Origin of the sequence: Marinobacter sp. LV10R520-4 (assembly GCF_002563815.1) — a bacterium.
Lineage (GTDB): Bacteria > Pseudomonadota > Gammaproteobacteria > Pseudomonadales > Oleiphilaceae > Marinobacter.
The window spans coordinates 997,746-1,018,674 of record NZ_PDJM01000001.1 but is presented as its reverse complement, the minus strand read 5'-3'; the positions used below and the strand labels follow the sequence as shown (position 1 = coordinate 1,018,674).

Sequence of the window (20,929 nt, the reverse complement as noted above, 5' to 3'; positions counted from 1 at the left end):
ACGTATGCGGGTAGTATCAATCAGCGTCAACGGTCTTGAACAGGCTGTTGAAAAAGGTTTTTTTGACTGGATAGCAGGGCAAGACGCCGACGTTATCTGCGTTCAGGACCACCGCATGCGCGCCTACGAGGTTGAAGACCGCCAGCTGGTGCCAGAAGGCTACCAAGCCTATTTTATTGACGGCGAAAACAATGAAGATGGCGGTGTTGGAATTTATACCCGCCACTTCCCGAAAGCCATCATGTATGGCTTTGCCAATGAGCAGGCTGACCGCGAAGGCCGGTTTATTCAGGCCGATTTCGACAAAGTCTCCGTCGCCAGCGTGCTGGCGCCCTGCGCGCTTGGCCTGGAAGACGACCCGATTGGTGATGATGACCTGACCGTTCTGGACCATAAAGACGATTTCATGGACGCGTTTGCCGTACACATGCAAAAAACCCTGCGTAAACGCCGGCAGTTTATTGTGTGTGCCAACCTGCAAAGCGCTCATCACGTTACCGACGCCAGTTCGCGCTATCACAAATTGGACGTATCCGGCTTTTTGCCTCACGAGCGTGCGTGGCTAGACCGCCTGTTCGACGAAATGGGCAGCATTGACGCGTTCCGTGATATTAACAAACAAAGCAATCAGTTTACCTGGTGGCCGGAGTGGGCTTCAGGTTGGCGCAAGCAGTCGGGTATTCGGGTAGATTATCAGATTGCTACGCCGGGTATTCGAAAGACCATTCAAGATGGCTGGATTGATGACGACACCCGGTTTTCCGACCACGCGCCGGTGGTGATGGATTACGACATCGAGATTGGATTTTAGGTTGACCTTGAACATAGGGGGGCGAGGTAGGGGACGGATTTAAAATCCGTCCCCGGTTTGCGCTTTGGGTCGCAGGGGACAGATTTAAAATCTGTCCCCGATTTAGATCAAATCTATGGCCCTCGACACCCACGGTTTTGAGTTAGCCGTTAAGCGCTTCGTTCTGCAGCGCAAATAATTTTTCAATACCCTGTTTTGCCAGTACCAGCATGCTGTCCAGTTCTTCCTGAACGAAAGGCGCGCCTTCTGCCGTGCCCTGAATTTCGATAAAGCCGCCTTTATCCGTCATCACCACGTTCATGTCAGTTTCCGCAACCGAATCTTCCGGGTAGTCCAGATCCACAACCGGCTTGCCTTTGAAAACGCCGACGGATACCGCGGCAACCATCTGCTTCAGCGGCGATTTCTTCAGGCGCTTTTGTGCTACCAGGTAATTCAGCGCGTCTACCAGCGCTACGCAGCCACCGGTGATGGCCGCGGTGCGGGTGCCGCCGTCAGCCTGAATAACATCGCAATCGATGGTGATGGTATGCTCGCCCAGTGCTTTCAGATCCACCGCAGCGCGCAGTGAACGGCCAATCAGGCGCTGGATTTCAACCGTTCGGCCACCTTGTTTGCCGCGAGCTGCTTCGCGCCCCATACGGCTGTTGGTTGAGCGGGGCAGCATGCCGTATTCCGCGGTAATCCAGCCCTGGCCTTCGCCGCGCAAAAACGGTGGCACCTTGTTTTCCACCGATGCCGTGCAAATTACTTTGGTGTCGCCGAACTCGATCAGCACAGAGCCTTCGGCGTGACGGGTGTAGTTGCGGGTAATGCGGATGTCTCTGGGTTGTTCGGGGGCTCTGCCACTGGGTCGCATAAAAAAATTCCTGATGGGTTAAAATGAGCAGCGTGCCTGGGCTGCAGGCCTGCTTGTACAAATGAATTGGCGCGCAGTATAGCACGGCCATGCCGGCTTCCGACCCGTCAGACCCAAGCGCTGTGGTGCCGCCGCAGAATCCGCTTACTGCGGTTCGCCGCTCGGCGCTCTAGCCTGATAGACTCTGTAAAAGCTTGGCTGAACAGGCTGATAAACTTATGCCGGAGTGACCATGATTCGAAGTATGACTGCCTTTGCGCGCCAGGAAACTCGTGGAGCCTGGGGTGCACTGACCTGCGAAATCCGCACCGTTAACCATCGCTATCTGGAGCCGTCATTTCGTTTGCCGGAGTGCCTGCGAGAGCTGGAAAACGATTTTCGCGAACAGCTGCGCAAACAACTGAAGCGCGGCAAAGTAGACGTGAGCCTTCGCCTGCACGCCAGCGACCAGGCCCAACACAGCTTCGCCATCAATGAGCCGCTCACCCAGGCGTTGAACGACGCGGCCAAGCGCATTAGCCGGATTCTGGACAACCCTGCCCACATCAGTGCGCTGGATATATTGCGCTGGCCAGGTGTTATGGCAACGCCCGAGCAGGATTACACCGAGGCCAAAGCCGCCGCGGCCAGCCTGTTTGAGCAAACCATAAACGAACTGATAGCGGCAAGAACACGCGAAGGCGAGCGCTTGCTGGCTATATTGGAACAGCGTCTGGTCGCCATACACGCCCAAGTGGCTGACGTGCGTGAGCGCATGCCGCAGCTGCTTCAGGCTCAGGAGCAACAGCTGCGCGAACGCTTTGAAAAAGCCAAAATTGAGCTAGACCCGGAACGCATAGCTCAGGAAATGGTGATGCTGGCGCAAAAAAGCGATGTCGCCGAAGAGCTGGACCGCCTGGATGCCCACGTGGCCGAAGTACGCGATACCCTGGCCAGTGAAGACGCCGTCGGCCGACGCCTGGATTTTTTGATGCAAGAGCTGAACCGCGAAGCCAATACCTTGAGCAGCAAAAGTATAGACGCCGGCCTGACCCGCGCCGCGGTGGACCTGAAAGTGTGGATTGAGCAGTTGCGGGAGCAGGTGCAGAACATAGAGTGATGTCTATTGAAGTCCATAAAAATCTATAATTATTTGTTTTTAAATAGATAAAATTAGAGTTTGTCTATTGTTGTCTATGAAAATCTAGTGTAATCCAGTGGGAGTTGGGGAGTATAATGGGTGGTAGTTTGGCTTACCCTCCATCAAAGGTGCAATTTATTCATGAATACTCCCCAATCAAATCGATCCCTCGGAAATTGGCTCGTTTCGTTTACTAACACTTCCCATCTATTGGTAGCTAAATCAGAAGGTTATTTTAAATTTCTGGTTGCTTGTAGGGAGGCGGGGTGATGGGAAGCTTTACGGCCAAGAAAGTTCAGGCTTTGACTAAAGAGGGTTCACCGGGCCGCCATAGCGATGGGAGCGGCCTGTACTTGATGATACCCAGGAAGGGTGTACCTTACTGGATGCTCCGGTACACGCTCGCAGCTAAACGACGTGAGCTGACGCTCGGTAAGTCCAGTCAGCTTTCTTTAGCTGAAGCCCGTGAGCAGGCGGTGGAGGCCCAGAAGGGCATTCGCAGCGGCGTCGACCCGATCGAAGAGCGCAAACGCGAAGAGCAAGCGACTATTAGGACCGTGAGTGACCTCTTTGATGACTGGTACCAGGACTTGGAAAAGCGTCTCAAGCACCCTCACATTCCAAAAAGGATTTTCGCAAAAGAAATCGCACCGCCCATTGGGCAGTTCACTTTGGATGGCGTCACCCCAATGGATGTGCGCGCTATTGTCAGGAAAGTAGCTAATAGTGGTCGTCCAGCGACTGCAAACGATACCTTGATGTATTTGAAACAGTTGTTTAATCACGCCATCAAGCTGGGGTTGCTTACCTATAATCCAGCAGCGGCTTTCAATGTCAATGACGCGGGGGGCATTGAGAAGAGCCGCGATAGAGCCCTAAGCCTTGATGAGATTCGGCAGATCTTCAAAGTTTTCCGGGAAAACAAGGACAGCTTCGTCCGAGACAATTATCTTGCCTGCGCAATGTTGCTCGTTTTGGGTGTGCGAAAGACAGAGCTTACTGAAGCTCGGTGGTCAGAGTTCGACTTGGAGAATCACCGGTGGCAGCTATCTGGGGAGCGTAGTAAGTCAGGTGCTGAGATCGTCATTCCCCTTCCCATTCAAACCGTTAGTTGGCTGGGTGAGCTCAAAACCCATGCCTGTGGCTCAGACTATGTTTTTCCTAATCGGCGCCGTAGTAAACAGCCCCATATGGGCAAGGACACGTTGAATCGCGCCATTGCCAAGCTTTTTGGTAGGGAGCCGGGGAGGAAGCTACAGCCAGAGAACATGATGGGGGGTGTCGCCCAGTTCACCGTACACGACCTGCGACGCACCTGTCGTAGCTTGCTGGCTGCTGAAGGCGTACCAGGGCACGTCGCGGAGCGTTGCCTGAACCACAAGCTGAAGGGAGTCGAAGGGATATATGACCGTTACGATTACTTCGATGAGCGGAAAGAGGCCTTGGCTAAAGTGGCAGAGTTGGTTGCACCATCTATTAATGGCGCCTCTGGTTAGCCATTCTTTATCGGTCTTGGAGTTTGTGTCATCCGGGAGGTATGCACCATCCGGATTTAGCTTCATTCATCGAGCTAATTCCAATGTTTGAATATTACCCTAATTGCGTGTCAATCCCAGATGGCAAAAAAATTGCAGTAAGAAAGTCGCTGGCGTGGTTAGTGCGTTTATCGGTGCTCAAAACATTTATTTAACAAAGGATTCAAATGATTGATTTTGTCTCAATAATTATTTACAAATCAGAAGTCAGCTATGATAAAAAATTCAAATTTTATCATTTAGTGCCATCATGAATCGTTAGGTAAAAGCTACCCAAACTCAGTTCCGAATAACCAATTTTTTGGATTTTTGTCAAATAACTCCAAAATAATTGATCGATTCATCAAATGTTTTTCCTCATCTGTAAGAATGCTAATTTGATTATTTTTGTCTAGAACTTCCTCAAGAGAAGACTGGCCGATATTTACAAAATACTGCAAAGTGCCAGATTTTGTTTTTTCTAATATTACCTTAAAGATCATCGACTTTTGCCTCGGGTCCATTTCTGAAAATATGTAACCATCGTGAGCTATAAAGCCAAGTAAGTCTTTATTTAATTCATAAAGTAAAATGTCGTAACAAAATATCTTCACCTCGCTAACACCTTGAGAGCCATCGCGAGGAATATCAATATCGATATCAAAAAGATATTTGGCGTCCTTAGTTAGGTTGATCTTTAGCTTTCCACCGTGATTATCATAAAACTTTTTTACCAGTGTACGATATTGATTCTCAATTTTCTCTAATCTTTGCTCTTCACGATCCAAATATTCAAGACTATCCGATTTTAATTTTGCATTCTCTAAGTCTAGTTCAGTTTCTCTTTCGCGGAGCTCTTTTAACATAGAGCTAAACTTCTGAAGCTCAACGATCTCTTTGGACAATCGATTGATCGTTTCATTAATCGAATTATACTCTTCTAAAGCACCTCTAGAATCAAGGTCTTTCAGAATGCGGTCTCTTCTAGATTCTACGTCTTTTAAGTATTTATCCTGTGTCTTTATTGAGTTCCTCGCAGATTGTATTTCTTGATCCAGTCTTTCTCTTCGATTAGATAGTAGGTTGTTATGGAAGTTAGTGACTTCTTCTATGTTTCTGTATAGCTTTTCGTTAAAATGAAATTTGGCCTCTTCGTACAGGCTTTGAACTGTTCTTGGGTTTATATTTATTTTTTTTGAAAGTTCAAGATTGTGTAACTTTCTAGTAATTGAGGTGTCTAATTTATAGATTTGGTTTCTGAACTTGTTTGCTTCATTTGTAAGTTCGTCACCGTGACGCTTCAATTGATCAAAATTCTCAGCTATGACAAAGTTGTTTCTATCCTCTGTTAGCTTATTGACAAGCTCTTCAAGATCTTTGATGTTTTTTGATTCATACTTCTCTTTTTGGTTTTCTAAAATTGTCTGCGTATTTTTTAAATCGGAAAGATCTTCTTTTATTTTTTTCTTTCGCTCTACTAAATCGGTGTCTAATCCTAGTAGTTGTAAATTAGCAAATTTTTGAAAGTAATCATGCCTGTCTTGGCCCTGTTGGGTTAGAGGGCTTGCGTAGAATGATCCACCATGACGCCGGGCAAAAATATTAAAAACTTGCCTGAAGTTGATTTTTCCTTTGAGATGAGGCGGCAAAAAAATATGATTAAGTTTCTCGCGGAATTTAGGTTGGCTTAGCTGCTTCCCATTAAGATGGTAAGCGGTTTCAGAAAACTTTTTTTCTACATAGTGACTAATGCCGTTATGTTTGAAATCAAGCCTGAATTCACCATATTCGGCCAAGAAATTCTTTATCTTTTTTCCTTTCGAGCTGTTGGTGTCAAGTTTTGCGCCGAGTAATAAGTGAACCAAAATTAAAGTAAAACTTTTACCCACTCCATTGTACGTTTCTTTCGTGTTTGAGCTACTTATTTGAAGTCCGGCAATTATATTTAGTCCAGGATTGAACACAATAGTCTTAAATAAAGGATTAGTTGAGCTTAATTTTAAAAGAATCACCTTTCACCTCTATTCGGTCCAGCATAAATAAAAAATCAAAAGATAAAATAACTAATTCAATTGTAACAGTTTTTGGATACGTATTTTGTATGTAGTCAAATGCGGAGTCGAAATTGTCATGACCCTGTGAGAGGGCTTCAGTTAGATATGCTGCGATAAAGAATACAGAGTCCGCAGGTTTAATTGCTTTGGTTGGGAAAAGCATTTTTTACTCCTGTATCGCAATACTCGAAAAAGTAAGACACTAATATCCAACCTACATTTGTTGAATTAAAGTCTTTTATTAATAATTTGCTTTCAATTGAGTGAAATAAACTTAATATTATTTCATTGAAGTCCAAGCTTTTTTCCATCGCCAAAAAATTAAGGTCTTCGATAGCTAATATTTTTTTATCTGATTGTTCAATATTATACCTTAGAGCTCTTAAAAGAACTTTTTTATATAAGTCTCCAATTATGAACTCTCTAAGGTCATGAAGAATTAGTCCGTCAGCGATTTCATCGACTAAGCACGCGTAATCAAGATTATCTTTGATTTTTGAGCTCAATCGCTCATTAAGATTGTTTATTATTATCTTCTTGTTAACTTCAACTGAGCCATAGCTTGTATTGAAGTTTGGTTTTATAGATGTATGATTTTTTACTAGGTCGTGTATGGCTAGATCTAATACCTTTATGTCGGTGTACTTTTCTTGATTTGGCTCAAAATGCTGTTGATATAATTCGATCATTCTAGCCGTAGTCAGATTATTAACGTCTGAGATTATATCGTGTGAGTCGAACAAAATATCTGAAAGCGTAACTCCGTATTGATCTAGAACCTGACGTTGGGATTTTTCATTAGGATGAGCTTTATCCAAAAGGTAATAAATTTTTATTTTATAATCTTTATAAGAATTAGTCAGAAGAGCTTTGAGTGTGTTATCTATTTTCTCCTTAGTTTTTGTAGTTGTTATTTGTATTAGTATCTTTTTTTTGTTGTCAATCAGGTCAATGCATGGCGTGTTTGATGTTTCAAAGTTAGCATTTTCATAGCATGAATTGTGTATAAAATTGAAGATATCCCGCCAATAGTTTTCAGAGTGTACATTCAAAGAATAATCGGAAATGGCTTGATGTTGCTCAATATCTAATCTTGTAATAGCCAAAATATAGCTAATTTGGTCAAATACAAATTTTCGATTTTGTAACATTAACGTAACCACTTTTGATGGAATATATACTGGTTTCTGGTTTTATTAAGATAAATCAATTAGTGTTTTTTTTGAAGAAAAACTGGGCGAAATTATCCTCTCGTCATTGGGGTTCTTTCTACGACTGCGTTCACTGCCGACTTTATGCCGAGGAAGTCATCCGTCTGTTTTGTTCTTGGCTCTCAATGCGTCTAAAGCCGGTCGCTTCATCAAATCCAAACCTGTCATGCAAACTCTAAAATTTTCAAAAATATTTCACACCTATATCACCCCTGTGAACCAAGGCACTGACAGTGCCTTCCCTCCCAATTCACAGAGGTAATTCCAATGTCTGAACAATGTCCCAATTGCCTGTCGATTCGGATCGGTAAAAACAACTACGGAAAGAAAGCCGCTGGCGTGGTCGGTGCTTCTATCGGCGCCTATAGCGGGTTTACCGCTGTCACTGCCGGAGCTCAAACGGGTCTGGCTATAGGCGTCAGGGCTGGCCCTGTAGGCGCGGCTATTGGTGGTATTGGCGGCGCTATCATTGGCGCTTTTTTAGGCGGTGCCAGCGGCGCATCAGCTGGAGTCGTTTTCGGTGACGTCCTGGATGACTGTGTCCTCGATAATCACCGCTGTCTTGAGTGTGGCTATTCTTTCACTGCGGACTCCGGCTCTAAGAACGACATCCGCTAATTCCCCCGCATTTTCTAAGGAGAACAACTATGGCTCATCTCATCGAGCAAATGGCCTACGTTGGCCAAACCCCTTGGCATGGCCTGGGGAATCAACTCACTTCGAATCAACCCCTGGAAGTTTGGGCGAAGCAGGCCGGTCTGAATTGGCAGATTGAAGAAAGCCCCGTGCGGTTTGTTACCAACGCCTCCGGTCACCTCGGAGAGATCCTGGCGTATCCGGACAGTAAGGTGTTGTACCGCTCGGATACCAGGGCGCCACTGTCTGTGGTTGGCAATCGATTCAAGGTTGTGCAGCCAGAAGAGATCCTGGAGTTCTATCGGGATTTGACCGAAGTATCCGGTTTTGAGCTGGAAACTGCCGGTGTTTTGAAAGGTGGCCGTAAAATGTGGGCTTTGGCCCGTACCGGTCAATCCGGCGTGCTGAAGGGCAACGACCAAACCAATGCCTATGTGCTTCTGGCGACGGCTTGTGACGGCACCATGGCCACAACAGCTCAATTCACCAGTATCCGTGTGGTGTGTAACAACACCCTTGCTGTGGCGCTTAAGGATGCCACCGCTACTGCAGTCAAGGTGAAGCACAACACTGCATTCGATGCGAACCTGGTGAAGAAACAGTTGGGGATATCCGTTTCCGCCTGGGACGATTTCATGTACCGCCTGAAAACCCTGAGCGATCGGAAGGTGAAAGCCACCGAGGCCAGAAATTACTTTCTCAAGGTGTTCACCGATGACTCTGGCGCTGGCGTTGGCAAAACCAACGAACGCTCCATGGCTAAAGCACTGGGCCTGTATGAAGGCGAGGGCATGGGTGCCAACTTGGCATCCTCAGAAGGCACAGCCTATGGCCTGCTGAATGCCGTCACCGAATTCATCGATCACCAGCGTCGGGCTAAAACCATTGACCACCGGCTGGATTCTGCCTGGTTCGGAACCGGCGCTGCCGTCAAGAATCGTGCACTAGAACAGGCCATGTCTCTCGTGGTTTAACACCCCTCACTAACACCAAAACGTCATAAAGCCCCGCTTGAGCTTATTGCTCTTGCGGGGCTTTTTTATGTCTGGAGGAAACATCATGGGCATGAGTGAAAAAGTAATTCAGAAGCAGCGACCAGCTTTGAGGCTGGTCTCTACAAAGGATCTCAGTCGAGATGAGTGGCTGAAGGTGCGCAAGCAGGGCATAGGCAGTAGCGATGCTTCCGCAGCCATTGGCATGAACCCTTATCAATCCCAGCTTGAGCTGTGGATGGTCAAAACCGGGCGGGATGCGAGCTTACCAAGGCCGGATTCCGACGACCCGAGCTCTCCGGTCTACTGGGGCCATGTTCTGGAGCCCATCGTGGCTGAGCAATACAGCCAGCAGACAGGTCGCAAAGTGCGCCGGGTGAATGCGGTACTGCAGCATTCCGATCCCGATAAGCACTGGATGCTGGCGAACCTTGATTACTCCGTAGCAGCCGATGACGAAGTGCAGATCCTGGAATGCAAAACCGCCGGGGAGTTTGGTTCACGTCTTTGGAAAGAGGGTGTGCCGGACTACATCCAGTGTCAGGTACAGCACCAGTTGGCTGTGACGGGTAAGCAGGCGGCCGATGTCTGCGTGCTGCTGTGTGGGCAAGAGCTAAAAATCTATCGAATTGAGCGGAATGAAGAGCTCATCGACGCACTGATTGTGCTGGAGCGCCAGTTTTGGGATTTCGTTGAAAAGGATACACCACCCCCAGCCGATGGTACCGATTCAGCGGATCGTGCGCTGCGCCATCTGTACCCAGTGGATAAAGGTGAAACCTTGGACTTCAGCCAGAGCAAGGAGCTGTCCCAGGCGTTTGACGAGCTTCTGGCGATCCGATCTGAAATGGAAACCCTGAAATCCACCGAGTCGCATTTGAAGCAGCGCATCCAAAGCCAAATGGGTGAAGCCTCAAAGGCGACCTTCCCAAGCGGGAGCGTCAGCTGGAAACGAAGCAAGGATTCCATTGGGCTGAATGCCAAGAAGCTGCTTCAGGATCAGCCAGGGCTTCTGGATCAATACCCAATCACTAAGTCGGGAAGCCGGCGATTTCTCATTCAAGCATAAACACCCCTTGGCTACGCGGGTATGACAAGTGCCTCGTGGCCCTTTTTTCAGGAGAGTTACCATGATTAAAGGTTTAGCCATCACGCCCCCGGTGTTGGGGCGCATCAGCATTGGCCGGGTAATAGAGAAGAACGGCATTCGGCTACCGCAAAAAGACAATCAATTCACCATTACATCCCAAGTCCAGGAAAAGGACGGCTGGCTCTTACATCCACTCGATGAAGAGCTACGAAAGGACGCGCCTAACGGCAAGCTGCGAACCATTCCAGTGCGCATGTTGTTCAACGAAGCGGATCTAAATCTGCGGGCTGAATACACGATGTTCGACCGTAAAAACGGACGGCCAATGTGTGCAGGCAACGGCGACACATGTAGGCGCCTCACACAGTCAGGAGTACAGTCTTTGCCATGCCCCTCACCAACCTTGTGCGAGTTTGGCAAAGGCGGGTTATGCAAGCCCTATGGCCGTCTGAATGTGAAGGTTGGCGATGATGATGACGTGGGCACGTTCATCTTCCGCACTACGGGTTACAACAGCATACGGACACTGGCAGCCAGGCTCAGTTACTACCAGGCCGTCTCCGGTGGCCTGCTGGTGTATATGCCGTTGGAATTAAAACTACGAGGAAAAAGCACGACGCAAAGCCGCCGCACGCCAATCTACTACGTGGATTTGGTGATCAAAGAAGGGATGCTATTGCAGGAAGCGGTTTCCCAGGCCAGAGAAAAAGCCAGACAGATGAAGGAGGAGGGCGTCGACCAAGCTGCCCTAGATGCAGCGGCTGCGAAGGGGTTTGGTAATGGGCTGTTTGAATATGATGAAGACGAAATAACTCAGGTAATTGAGGAGTTTTATCCGGCTACTGCAGATGAGAGTTCGCTGGGCACTTCGTCTGTCGTTTCAAAACTGAGGAAGGATTTAAACGCCGCTCGGCCGGCGCCTGGTTAGATGTTAGCGAGTGGTCCTAAAGGGGCCGCTCGCCTCGGCCTGTGTATGCCTATTTTTTGGTTGGGAAACGCCGTTTTGGGAGTAAATCGGGTAGGGATCACAATTCTTCGGCGCAGGCGGGCCAATAAGGAGTTCAGGTGGTTACATGGTGCTGCTAGAATAATTCGGCTAAGCTATTGTTAAATAAAAGACTTAGCCCCGTGTGACGTGGCAGAAACGGGGCGTTATTGAGAGCGAGGTTTTGTGCAATATCGCGGAAATAAATATAGTGATTGTTAAGATTTTGGAGAGTTTATATGTGTAACGCAAAGAATCATCCATTCAACTGTACTTGTGGTTGGGGTGGAACAGGACATTCAGGTAAAAGTAGCTCGCCATATCCACCATATTTATTTCCTGACATACCTATAATAGCTGGAAAACATAAAAGTTTTGTTAATCCAAATGCTCGCTGCTCCGTTTGCGGTGAGGTTGTTTTCTTTTATCAGGCCCCGAGTGGTGGTCGGGTTTTTTTCGATATCTTAGGGCCTCCTTGGCCAAGACATCCGTGCACAGATAATAGTCATTTTCCTCTAAAGCTCATTACCCAAAATCCGGATGCAATAAAATTTGACTGGCAAATAGAAAATTGGCAACCGTTTATGATTGATGCTGTTACTGATTTTGACAGAGGGGTTTTTCGTTTAATTGGGAGTTTTAATGATGAGGAGTTTTCATTTTATGTTGGAAAAAATGAGCAATCAAAGACTATAAACGCAGGCTGTATTGCTCACATGAAAAAGCTACATGATTTTAATTTTTTGTTATCTATCGTAACAGCAAATTTAGAATTAATAGATGTCCGAGGATACACATTTATTTCTGATGTAGTTACAGCTCTTCCAAGAGAGAATAAGCTAAGAAAAATGCAACGTAAAAATATTAAAAAATTGACAAGAAGCAACCAATCTATGAGTAAAAATAAAAGAAATAGAGCAAGGGTAATAAAATAAACTATCTATAGCTATAATGAGGGTGACAATAAATGGTTCAATCGAGCGCAATGGCAATAATATTCGCGTCAACACTAGGATTACCTTTGTTTTTTTTTGACGCCGTAAGCGTTGCCGCAGAACAGCCCAGAAAAATTACTCCCGCAGCGTTCGTGAATGAATTTAACATGCGAACGATATTCAGTTCTTACGGACAAGCATTAAAGTATTATTGTGGAAAATATCCTAACGAATTCTTTTCGACAATTCACTATGTCTCTGATACTGAGCTCAGGTTGTATGACGATACTAATTACTGGCAAGTAAATTTTGAGGATGATAATCGAATATTATTATTAAATAAAATAATGGGTGCATCCTATAATTCTGAAAGTATGTACCATTTGGGGTATTTTAATTCAATCCATCAATGGCGCGCGAGTGAAGCACTGATAGAACAGGAAGAGAATTGTGAACCAATTAAGCTGGATCGACAGATCTCTTTTGGCAGTGGTAATTATAGTTCAAAAGAAATTACAACATATGTTGATAGCCATGACCAGGGATATGTAGAACTCGGAAATGGTGAAAAAGTTAAAGTGGATTCAAGTGTTCTTTATTGGAAAGAAATTGACGCATGGGCAAAGGGAAAAGCTGTGTCACTGATCTATGAACCTTCTACTGGCACTCGTTTGGTAGGCCTGGACACTGGAAAAGCAATACCTGTGATTTTTTACTCGGGTGAATCCCCGCTGAATCAAATAGAAAGTGCATGTGTGGAATTAGCTGATGATGATTTAGCACGTTTCGAATGTTACGGACAAAGCCTGCGGGGTTGGGATGCAGAGCTTAATCGGAATTACACAACGCTTTTATCAGTTTTAGATGATCAGGAAAAGTTAAAGATCCGTGCGGCGCAACGAAAGTGGCTTGAATACCGTGACTCACAATTGGAAGCAATTGGTTTGCTTTCTAATAGGCCTGGGGCTATATCGGAGATCCGACCTGCAAGGATGGCTGCTTGGATTACTAGAGAGCAAGCTGTTCGTTTGGGTAATGTCATTTCTTCTTTGTAGTGTTGTATTTGCAGATTAGTCCGAGAATATTTTTTACCTGAGTGCAGTCTTTGCCATACAGATAACAACCCTGTGCGGGTCTGGATATAGGCGGGCTGTGTAAGCCCTATGGCCGTCTGAATGTGAAGGTTGGAGATGATGATGACTTGGGGACGTTCATCTTCCGCACCACGGGTTACAACAGCATACGGACACTGGCAGCCAGGCTCAGTTACTACCAGGCCGTGTCGAGCGGCCTGATGGCGTATATGCCGTTGAAATTGAAGTTATGAGGAAAAATCACAACGTAAAGCTGCCGCACGCCGATCTTCTACGTGGATTTTGTGGTCAAGGAAGGGATGCTATTGCAGGAAGCGGTTGCCCAAGCCAGAGAGAAAGCTGGGCAGATGAAGGAGGAGGGCGTTGATCAAGCTGCGTTGGATGCAGCAGCTGCCAAAGGATTTAGCAATGCGTTGTTTGAATATGATGAGGACCATGGCAGCAACAAGGTCCGGTAGAAAGGGCACAAGTCGCTTCGAGCAAACCTGATTAGCCGTGTACCAGATGTAGAGTAAAACCTGTCTAAACTGCTCATCATAGACTTGCGAACCGGGCCTTACCTTCGCCTTAACTGAGTCCGTGGCCCTGGATTTTTGATGAAGTAACGAGATTGCGTATTTTCTATCGTATCCGGTCCGGTCACGGCGATAAAGCCGTCCAGAACGCGACTCTTTTCCGTCCATGACGACTTCAGATAACGCTGACGAATGCTGATCAACATTTCTCGCCGAGCTGAGAGGCTCATTATCTGTTCCATTACTCACCCCAAAATTACAGACGCTAGTTTGATTTTAGGTGAGTCAACGGCATTCAGTTAGTTAGTTTATTAATGAGTCAATACGGACTGGCCAAGTTAATTATCGCGCTAGAGTGGCATTTCACGCGCGAACCAGAAATTAAACCATTAGCTGCTTTATTTCATTGTACAAGCCATAGAGCCGATGGGCAGACATGTCCAATATCGGTTCATACATGAAAGAGTTCAAATGTATGTTCTCTGGTGTCATTAGGTTGACCTGATCAAGCAAACAAATTGACAATGTTTCACTAGGGAACAATTCAACAAATTTATCAAACAGCTCCCTAGTTTGATTGAACTTTATGGTATCAAGAAAGGCTTGGTTGTTGATTTTTGAAATCATGAACTCCTCCGCTTTTAATCTAATTGACATTGCAACAATAACCTTGGATTCGAGTTCTGGCGACTCATTGGCAGCATTGGATAAAGCGTCGCTACTTATAAAAAGTGTGTCAATTACGCAGTCCGTACTATTTGGTAATGTTAACTTCGGATTATCAGAAAACATGCTTCTATAGATTGTCTGTAAATCTTCGACAGTAATGCTTTTGCTATCCTGCTTTAAATGAAGAAGAGACGTTAGCTTTTCATAATGCGCGTGACGTCCACAATACTCAGCAAGATTTCGAACAAATGGTATGCTAGCCAGCATATACAGTTCATTCTGATGCATTCCACGTTTCCAGGCATTAAATACATCATTCTGATATTTCTCAGTGTTCAGTTGTATATTTGTTGCTGTTTTTGAGGCTAACAATCGTCGATCTCGAGCGCCTGTGCCTTTACTACCAATAATTCGACTACCTACAATCCGATGAAAGTCGAAGTTATGAGTCAACAAAAGAAGATTAAAATGTGGAACTTTGGCGATATCACGCAAATACTCAACAATTGCATATTTATTTTTGTAATCAAATGAATCGGCAATGTCGTCGATTACAATTAAGGTAGGTGTTCCAGCTTTAGTTCTAACCTCTATTTCGAATAGTACGTTCAAAATATAGAGCGCGCGTTTCTCACCCTGACTAAGCACTGAAAGCAAACTTTGGTGACTGACTTGATCACTGGTGTCGCGACCATCATCAAATACAAATCGTATTACTGGCGCCGCATCACTCAGAATAACTTCATCTTGGTTATCAACACTCAGTTTAAATGGCACACTAAATCGCATATTAAACGTTTCTATAACGCTTCTCCATGTAGTCTCTTGCTGTTTCGCCTGATCAATAATATTTTTTACTATATGCTTATTAGACTGATAGATCGTTACCAGATCTTCCCAGGCTGACTGGTGGGTTTGAAGATAGCTAATCACAATTTTTTGTTTGAATTTATTTACGTCTTTATACTCAGGAAATAATGCCTGATTTTCAGAAATGAGGTCACGAAATTCCTGCGTCTCTTTTGTCGTAAGCTTCTTATCTAGTTTGCTGAACTTTTCTTTAAGCTCTGGGTTATGGAAAACTTTATTTTGTTCTTCTTGAAGAATCTCATCCAAATGTTTTTTTGAAGTTACTTCTTGTCTCTCGCCTCTAACTGATAGATTAACACTATGCGAAGCAGTAAAGAATCCCGTGTCAGACAAGCTTTTAGAAATAACACTAGCTTTTTGATGATTAAATGTTCTTGAAAGCACTGCCGATTCACTAATAAGCTTATCGTAAGTTTCAACATAATCAGCGAGGTCTTGACCAAAGCCATCTGTAGAAGCGAGTTCGAGAACTTTAGGGCTGAATAAGTCGCCGTACTTAAATCCATTGAAACTAGAAAAGTTCTCATTCTCTTTGGCAAACAATTCACTTAGAAGCTCAAGTAGCTCTTTTTCTGGCCGGTTAAAAGCTTGGCAAACGATCTCTGGAACCGACTTTGCCTGTTTTCCCGAGGATTTTGCTAGGTCTTTAACCAACAGAGCTCTTTTGTCATCAACCTCTTTCAACGCCTCGTCGTATTGCTGCTTGAGGCTCTCATTAACCAATAACGTCGAAAGTTGTTTTGAGCTATAGCTTTCATCGTAAGAATCAATGACCATTACTTGGTCTTTTATAATGGGTTGGCCATTTACTTTAATATCTCTTTTTGTTTCTCGCTGAGGAAAAATAAGATCTTTAGTCTCTTTTTCAGCCTCTATATCTTTGAAAGTTTTAGCCAGCGATGTCTTTAGTGTCCCGTTAGGGGCATACAAGGAATGTACGCCATTATTAGCGACTGATTTTCTAAAATCAAATTCTTTTATCAGCTGGTTTATGCCATAACAATTCAATAAATAAAGTTCAAGTTTCATTGAGGCTTCCTTACCTATAATTATAAAATGTGCCTGTTCTATTCAAAGATTGTTGTACGTGATTGTTGGGCATAAAACAATGAAAAATTGAGCTCTTTGAGGAGATTGGGCGGACATCTAGAAAACGACCATTATCTGAAAGGAAATGCTGGCTACCGTAGAAGATGAAACGTCGTTTATAGATATTTTGACCGTTATCTGTAATATGCAGGAGGGTCTCTTGTTCATGATGACCGACGCTCTATGCCGGCTTTTGTGCCTGGCTAATGCGACACCTGCCTAGTGGTGTGACGTGCTAAGGAGAGGCTTGGCTTCATTCTTCTTCCAAATTCCCGCGAGAGTTCACTGAATTAGTCCTACTGCGTCTATCGAATAGTCAGCATTTTTAGCTACCGAACAAGCGGGGTGCACCACACATTAGTGTCTGGATGTCGCTGAACCACTTCAGTCAGTTTTTGGTGGTCTGTTGGCCTATATGCCGTTGGAGTTGAAATTCACGGGGTAAAAGCACGCTGCAAAAGTCATCGAACGTCGATCTATTGCGTGAATTTTGTGATCAAGGAAGGTGTGTCGTTGCAGGGAGCTGCTGCTAAAGTGACGAAAATATCCAAGCAAATGAAAGAGAAGTTCATTGACCAGGCTGCGCTGGATGCAGCGGCTGCCAAGGGGCGGTAATGCGTTGTGTGAGTATGACGAGGGTGAAATAACCTAGGTGATTGAAGGGTTTTATCCGTCCGGCCTAAGTAAACATGTGTCAGTCAGCTCCTCGATCGCATCTAAACTTCGGGAATGCACAAGTCCTTCAAGTCAAATGCGCGGTTAAGATACATGCGAGTGGAAACTCCTCGGCGACTCACCTTTTTTCGTAGCTCCCCAGAACGTTTAGGCTATGTGCTCTCGAAACCTGTGGTCATTTTGTGTGTAGGTCGCAGTCGGTTTGTAAAAAGGTAACAGCTGCAGAGCTCAACTAAGTTTCTTTTCTGTATCTCACACATGATGAATAACTGACTGCGCTGCATGTCGTGGAGGAACTTAGAATTGATTACGGTTGACTTGGCAAGGGATCGGCAGTGCTCTCCAATGAGTTTGGGCCCGAGCAGGCTCAAAAATGGCTTCCCCAGCTATCCAATAGGCCTCTAAACAATGAATCACGTCTGTCCATGATTGGAGCTGGCGCTGAATCGCTTTATCATCCAGTGCGGTGAGCGCATGGAGGGCCACCAATTATGAAGCTACTTAATACCTACGATGACAAAGATGAGGCCGAGGAGGCCAAAGCCAAGCTGCAGGGCGAAAGGCGTTTAGCAAGTGAGCGCGATTCCACAGTGGTCATCTACAACCTGCCCTGTTTGGCCTCCCAACTTGGGGTAATTTTCATCGGCTAGAGATGTACAATTTGAGTGAGTTGAGTATCCTCTTGGCGCGGCGCGATAGCTGGAACACCGAAGAGCAGGCCCGCCACGGCGAGATAGTGAGCATGCTGCAAGTGGTTTCTAAAAACTATGGAATTGCGATACCCAGCCACTGGTTATAGCGTTAGCTTGTGCGCTACCCCAAGGAGTTATTTTTTGATTACCGCCTACCATGCAAAATACTACGCCCATGAACTGACGCGACGGCATGCCGCTGACGGCGTAGACCGGTTATCGCAGTCGTTGTTTGACGCCAGTGTAGATCTCAATCCGCATCAGATCGAAGCCGCGCTCTTTGCGATGCGCAATCCGCTCCAGCAGGGAGTCCTGCTTGCTGACGAGGTAGGGTTGGGCAAAACGATTGAAGCGGCCTTGGTGCTTTGCCAGCTGTGGGCCGAGCGCCGTCGCAAGTTGCTGATTATTGCTCCAGCGAGCTTGCGCAAGCAGTGGGCGCAGGAGTTGTTAGAGAAGTTTGCTGTTCCAACCACGGTGCTGGACGCTGTAGCGCTCCGCAAGCAGTCTGCTGGAAGCACTCTAGACACCCTTCAAAGGCTGGCAGGGAAAACCGTTATTATCATGTCTTATCAGTTTGCTGCCCGGCTGGAAGCTGAACTGCGGGCTGTGCCTTGGGACATTGTGGTTATTGATGAGGCTCATAAGTTGCGTAATGCCCACCGATCGAGTAATCGAACCGGGCAGGCCTTGCGCCGGGCATTGGATGGTCGCAAAAAGCTCTTGCTCACGGCAACGCCGCTGCAAAATTCTCTCATGGAGTTGTACGGCCTCTCGACCTTGATTGACGAGCATCTGTTCGGCGATGAAAAGGCATTCCGCAAGCAATATGTGAATAATCCCGGTGGGCTCGAAGAGTTACGCGGTCGGTTGGCTGGCTTTACCCAGCGCACGCTCCGCAAAGATGTGTTGGAGTACATCCAATATACTGAACGCAAGGCTCTGACTCAGCCGTTTAATCCTACAGATGAAGAACAGGCCGTTTATGAGCGCGTTTCAGCGTTTCTGTTGCGGGAGGAGTCTTATGCGCTGCCTAAACGTCAGCGCCATCTAACCGGGCTGATTCTTCGCAAGCTTCTCGCTTCTAGTACTCCTGCAATCCTGGCAACGCTTGCAACTATCTGTGCAAGGCTGGAGCAGATGCTGGTTGACGAGGCCGACGCAGATAAAGTTAATTTGGTTGAGCAGTGGGTCGAAGACGATGACCTTGAAACCGACTACCTTGAGGAAGACCAGGAAGAAAACCGCGAAGTTGAACACGTAGATTCAGCTGACATAGCTGTGAGTGATCTGGTAACGCGAGGGCCAGAGCAAAAAAAGCAGGTTATACGGCAAGAGCTCGTTGAGTTGAATGACATAATCGCTTTAGCCCAGGGGCTGAATAGTGATACCAAAGCCCAGTCATTGCTCACAGCACTTCAGCACGGTTTCAGTAACATGGCCGAGCTTGGCGCTCCTCGTAAAGCCATTATTTTTACTGAGTCCAAGCGCACTCAAGAATACCTATATCAGTTTTTGGCTTCGAACGGTTATGAGGGCACGCTAGCACTTTTCAGTGGAACCAATAATCACCCAGACACCACACTTATTTATCAGCAGTGGCTGATTGAGCATCGGGGCACAGATCGAGTAACTGGCTCGCCTCAAGTTGATCGCCGTACCGCCCTGATCGACCACTTCCGCAAGGACGACGGAACTGGCGCTGATATCATGATTGCCACAGAAGCGGCAGCTGAAGGAGTCAACCTGCAATTCTGCGCGCTGGTCATCAACTATGACCTGCCGTGGAACCCGCAGCGGGTAGAGCAACGAATCGGCCGCTGCCATCGTTATGGTCAGCGTTACGATGTTGTGGTGATTAACTTCCTCAATACCCGCAACCAGGCGGATCAGCGCGTATTGGAACTGTTATCTGAGAAGTTCAATCTGTTTTCTGGCGTTTTCGGTGCATCGGACGAGGTGCTAGGGCGTATCGAAAGCGGTATCGATTTTGAAAAGCGCATTCTCACTATTTATGAGACCTGCCGTCATCCACACGAGATCGACCGAGCCTTTAATACTCTCCAGGCCGAGTTGGAAGAAGCGATCAACGACCGGATTCAAAATACTCAAAGTCAGCTGTTGGAAAACTTCGATGAAGACGTACACGACCGCCTCAAATTACGTCTGGATGAGGCCGAAGCGCGCCTCGATAAGTTAGGTCGCTGGTTCTGGAGCGTAACGCGTTTCGCGCTAGAAAAGCTGGCACGCTTTGATCATGCCAGCTATGCCTTCGCCTTGAAGCAGTCGCCAGCAGGAATTAGTCCAACGGTCGCATCCGGTCGCTACCAACTTATTCGTGGCGCAGCTCAGCCAGATATGCTTGCCCATGCTTACCGTCTTAGCCATCCGCTGGGCGAATGGGCGTTAGAAACCAGCTTGGCGTCTCCCACACCTGCAGCGCGACTCGTTTTCAATTACAGCGCCCACGGCAGCAAGATAAGTCTGGTGGAAAGTATGATAGGAAAGTCTGGCTGGCTACGCTTGGACAGGCTTGAAGTCACCGCGTTTGAAACCACTGACGCGCTGCTGTTTTCTGGTTTAACCGATGATGGACGCCTACTTGACCAGGAAGCCTGTGAAAAGCTGATGGTCATAGAGGCTAAGGGCCACCCGGAGAGAATGACTGACCAGCCACCTACGGAATTAAACGCTAATAGTGATCGCCACATTGCCGCAGCTATTGCTGACATACTTGAAGTCAATCAGCGTCTATTTAATGAAGAACGTGACAAGTTGGAAAAATGGGCTGAAGACAAGCTGGTGGCCGCAGAAGAGGCACTGAAAAACACAAAAGCGCGCATAGCTCAGCTTAAACGCGATGCGCGTAAGGCGGCTACCCTCCAAGAACAGTCCGGTATTCAGCGGGAAATTTCAGTGTTAGAAAAGCAGCAGCGCCGCCAACGGCAGGAAATCTTTGCTGTAGAGGACGAAATCATTGATAAACGTGATCAACTTATTGAATCCCTGCAACAACGCTTACAGGAAAAAACCGAAACCAACACCCTATTTACCTTGCGCTGGCATGTGGTGTAACACCCCAGGCAAATTATCCAGGGAAACAACCTTTAAGGCTTGAATT

General features: G+C 46.4%; 19 protein-coding genes. 14 read left to right on the top strand and 5 right to left on the bottom strand.

Going from position 1 to position 20,929, the window contains the following annotated elements:
* Window positions 1-4 precede the first annotated feature (4 nt).
* On the top strand, window positions 5-811 hold the full coding sequence (locus ATG98_RS04795) for an exodeoxyribonuclease III (RefSeq protein ID WP_098419704.1): 807 nt from the start codon (window positions 5-7) through the stop codon (window positions 809-811).
* A 142-nt stretch (window positions 812-953) separates the two neighbouring features.
* Here ATG98_RS04795 and rph read toward each other — a convergent pair whose 3' ends face one another.
* A complete protein-coding gene (rph, locus tag ATG98_RS04790) occupies window positions 954-1,670 on the bottom strand; it encodes a ribonuclease PH (protein WP_098419703.1) in 717 nt (238 codons plus the stop codon).
* Between the two features lie 232 nt (window positions 1,671-1,902).
* Here rph and ATG98_RS04785 point away from each other — a divergent pair, with 232 nt between their 5' ends.
* Complete coding sequence (locus ATG98_RS04785) at window positions 1,903-2,769, top strand: YicC/YloC family endoribonuclease (protein ID WP_098419702.1); 867 nt, start codon at window positions 1,903-1,905, stop codon at window positions 2,767-2,769.
* Between the two features lie 290 nt (window positions 2,770-3,059).
* Window positions 3,060-4,286 carry a tyrosine-type recombinase/integrase gene (locus ATG98_RS04780; RefSeq protein ID WP_098422254.1) on the top strand — a complete coding sequence of 409 codons (1,227 nt, stop codon included), beginning with the start codon at window positions 3,060-3,062 and terminating at the stop codon, window positions 4,284-4,286.
* 308 nt (window positions 4,287-4,594) lie between these two features.
* Here ATG98_RS04780 and ATG98_RS04775 read toward each other — a convergent pair whose 3' ends face one another.
* From ATG98_RS04775 to ATG98_RS04765, 3 genes are read right to left on the bottom strand one after another with little or no spacing between them, the layout of a single operon-like run.
* A complete protein-coding gene (locus ATG98_RS04775) occupies window positions 4,595-6,316 on the bottom strand; it encodes a DUF2326 domain-containing protein (RefSeq protein ID WP_143751435.1) in 1,722 nt (573 codons plus the stop codon).
* Window positions 6,288-6,521: an ABC-three component system middle component 6 gene (locus ATG98_RS04770; RefSeq protein WP_098422252.1), complete on the bottom strand. Its 234-nt coding sequence runs from the start codon at window positions 6,519-6,521 to the stop codon at window positions 6,288-6,290. The genes ATG98_RS04775 and ATG98_RS04770 overlap by 29 nt, the downstream gene beginning before the upstream one ends.
* Window positions 6,496-7,509 carry an SMEK domain-containing protein gene (locus tag ATG98_RS04765; RefSeq protein WP_098422251.1) on the bottom strand — a complete coding sequence of 338 codons (1,014 nt, stop codon included), beginning with the start codon at window positions 7,507-7,509 and terminating at the stop codon, window positions 6,496-6,498. Before ATG98_RS04765 ends, ATG98_RS04770 begins: the two co-directional genes overlap by 26 nt.
* Window positions 7,510-7,836: 327 nt before the next feature.
* Here ATG98_RS04765 and ATG98_RS04760 point away from each other — a divergent pair, with 327 nt between their 5' ends.
* From ATG98_RS04760 to ATG98_RS22175, 8 genes are all read left to right on the top strand, one after another.
* Complete coding sequence (locus ATG98_RS04760; RefSeq protein ID WP_098422250.1) at window positions 7,837-8,187, top strand: hypothetical protein; 351 nt, start codon at window positions 7,837-7,839, stop codon at window positions 8,185-8,187.
* 29 nt (window positions 8,188-8,216) lie between these two features.
* Window positions 8,217-9,179 (top strand): DUF932 domain-containing protein, encoded by a 963-nt coding sequence (locus tag ATG98_RS04755; protein ID WP_098422249.1) that lies wholly within the window; start codon window positions 8,217-8,219, stop codon window positions 9,177-9,179.
* 85 nt (window positions 9,180-9,264) lie between these two features.
* The gene (locus ATG98_RS04750) at window positions 9,265-10,266 is read left to right on the top strand and encodes a YqaJ viral recombinase family protein (RefSeq protein ID WP_098422248.1); all 1,002 of its coding nucleotides are present in this window, start codon (window positions 9,265-9,267) and stop codon (window positions 10,264-10,266) included.
* A gap of 61 nt (window positions 10,267-10,327) precedes the next feature.
* Complete coding sequence (locus ATG98_RS04745) at window positions 10,328-11,215, top strand: hydrolase or metal-binding protein (RefSeq protein WP_098422247.1); 888 nt, start codon at window positions 10,328-10,330, stop codon at window positions 11,213-11,215.
* A gap of 296 nt (window positions 11,216-11,511) precedes the next feature.
* Window positions 11,512-12,207: a hypothetical protein gene (locus ATG98_RS21430; RefSeq protein WP_143751433.1), complete on the top strand. Its 696-nt coding sequence runs from the start codon at window positions 11,512-11,514 to the stop codon at window positions 12,205-12,207.
* Between the two features lie 32 nt (window positions 12,208-12,239).
* Complete coding sequence (locus ATG98_RS04740; protein WP_098422246.1) at window positions 12,240-13,262, top strand: lysozyme inhibitor LprI family protein; 1,023 nt, start codon at window positions 12,240-12,242, stop codon at window positions 13,260-13,262.
* 80 nt (window positions 13,263-13,342) lie between these two features.
* On the top strand, window positions 13,343-13,534 hold the full coding sequence (locus ATG98_RS22180) for a hypothetical protein (RefSeq protein ID WP_228706243.1): 192 nt from the start codon (window positions 13,343-13,345) through the stop codon (window positions 13,532-13,534).
* A gap of 42 nt (window positions 13,535-13,576) precedes the next feature.
* Window positions 13,577-13,759 (top strand): hypothetical protein, encoded by a 183-nt coding sequence (locus ATG98_RS22175; protein ID WP_228706013.1) that lies wholly within the window; start codon window positions 13,577-13,579, stop codon window positions 13,757-13,759.
* Between the two features lie 438 nt (window positions 13,760-14,197).
* On the opposite strand, the gene ATG98_RS04730 is transcribed toward ATG98_RS22175, so the two are convergent.
* The gene (locus ATG98_RS04730) at window positions 14,198-16,384 is read right to left on the bottom strand and encodes a hypothetical protein (RefSeq protein WP_098422245.1); all 2,187 of its coding nucleotides are present in this window, start codon (window positions 16,382-16,384) and stop codon (window positions 14,198-14,200) included.
* A gap of 543 nt (window positions 16,385-16,927) precedes the next feature.
* Between ATG98_RS04730 and ATG98_RS22675 the strand changes: the two genes are divergently transcribed.
* The 3 genes from ATG98_RS22675 to ATG98_RS04720 all read left to right on the top strand — a co-directional run bounded on the left by ATG98_RS22675 (window position 16,928) and on the right by ATG98_RS04720 (window position 20,883).
* The gene (locus ATG98_RS22675) at window positions 16,928-17,059 is read left to right on the top strand and encodes a hypothetical protein (protein WP_267283824.1); all 132 of its coding nucleotides are present in this window, start codon (window positions 16,928-16,930) and stop codon (window positions 17,057-17,059) included.
* Window positions 17,060-17,610: 551 nt separating this feature from the next.
* Window positions 17,611-17,769 carry a hypothetical protein gene (locus tag ATG98_RS22820; RefSeq protein ID WP_323807747.1) on the top strand — a complete coding sequence of 53 codons (159 nt, stop codon included), beginning with the start codon at window positions 17,611-17,613 and terminating at the stop codon, window positions 17,767-17,769.
* A 270-nt stretch (window positions 17,770-18,039) separates the two neighbouring features.
* Window positions 18,040-20,883, top strand: coding sequence for an SNF2-related protein (locus ATG98_RS04720; protein WP_218925830.1), 2,844 nt, complete (start codon window positions 18,040-18,042; stop codon window positions 20,881-20,883).
* The last annotated feature ends 46 nt before the right edge of the window (window positions 20,884-20,929 follow it).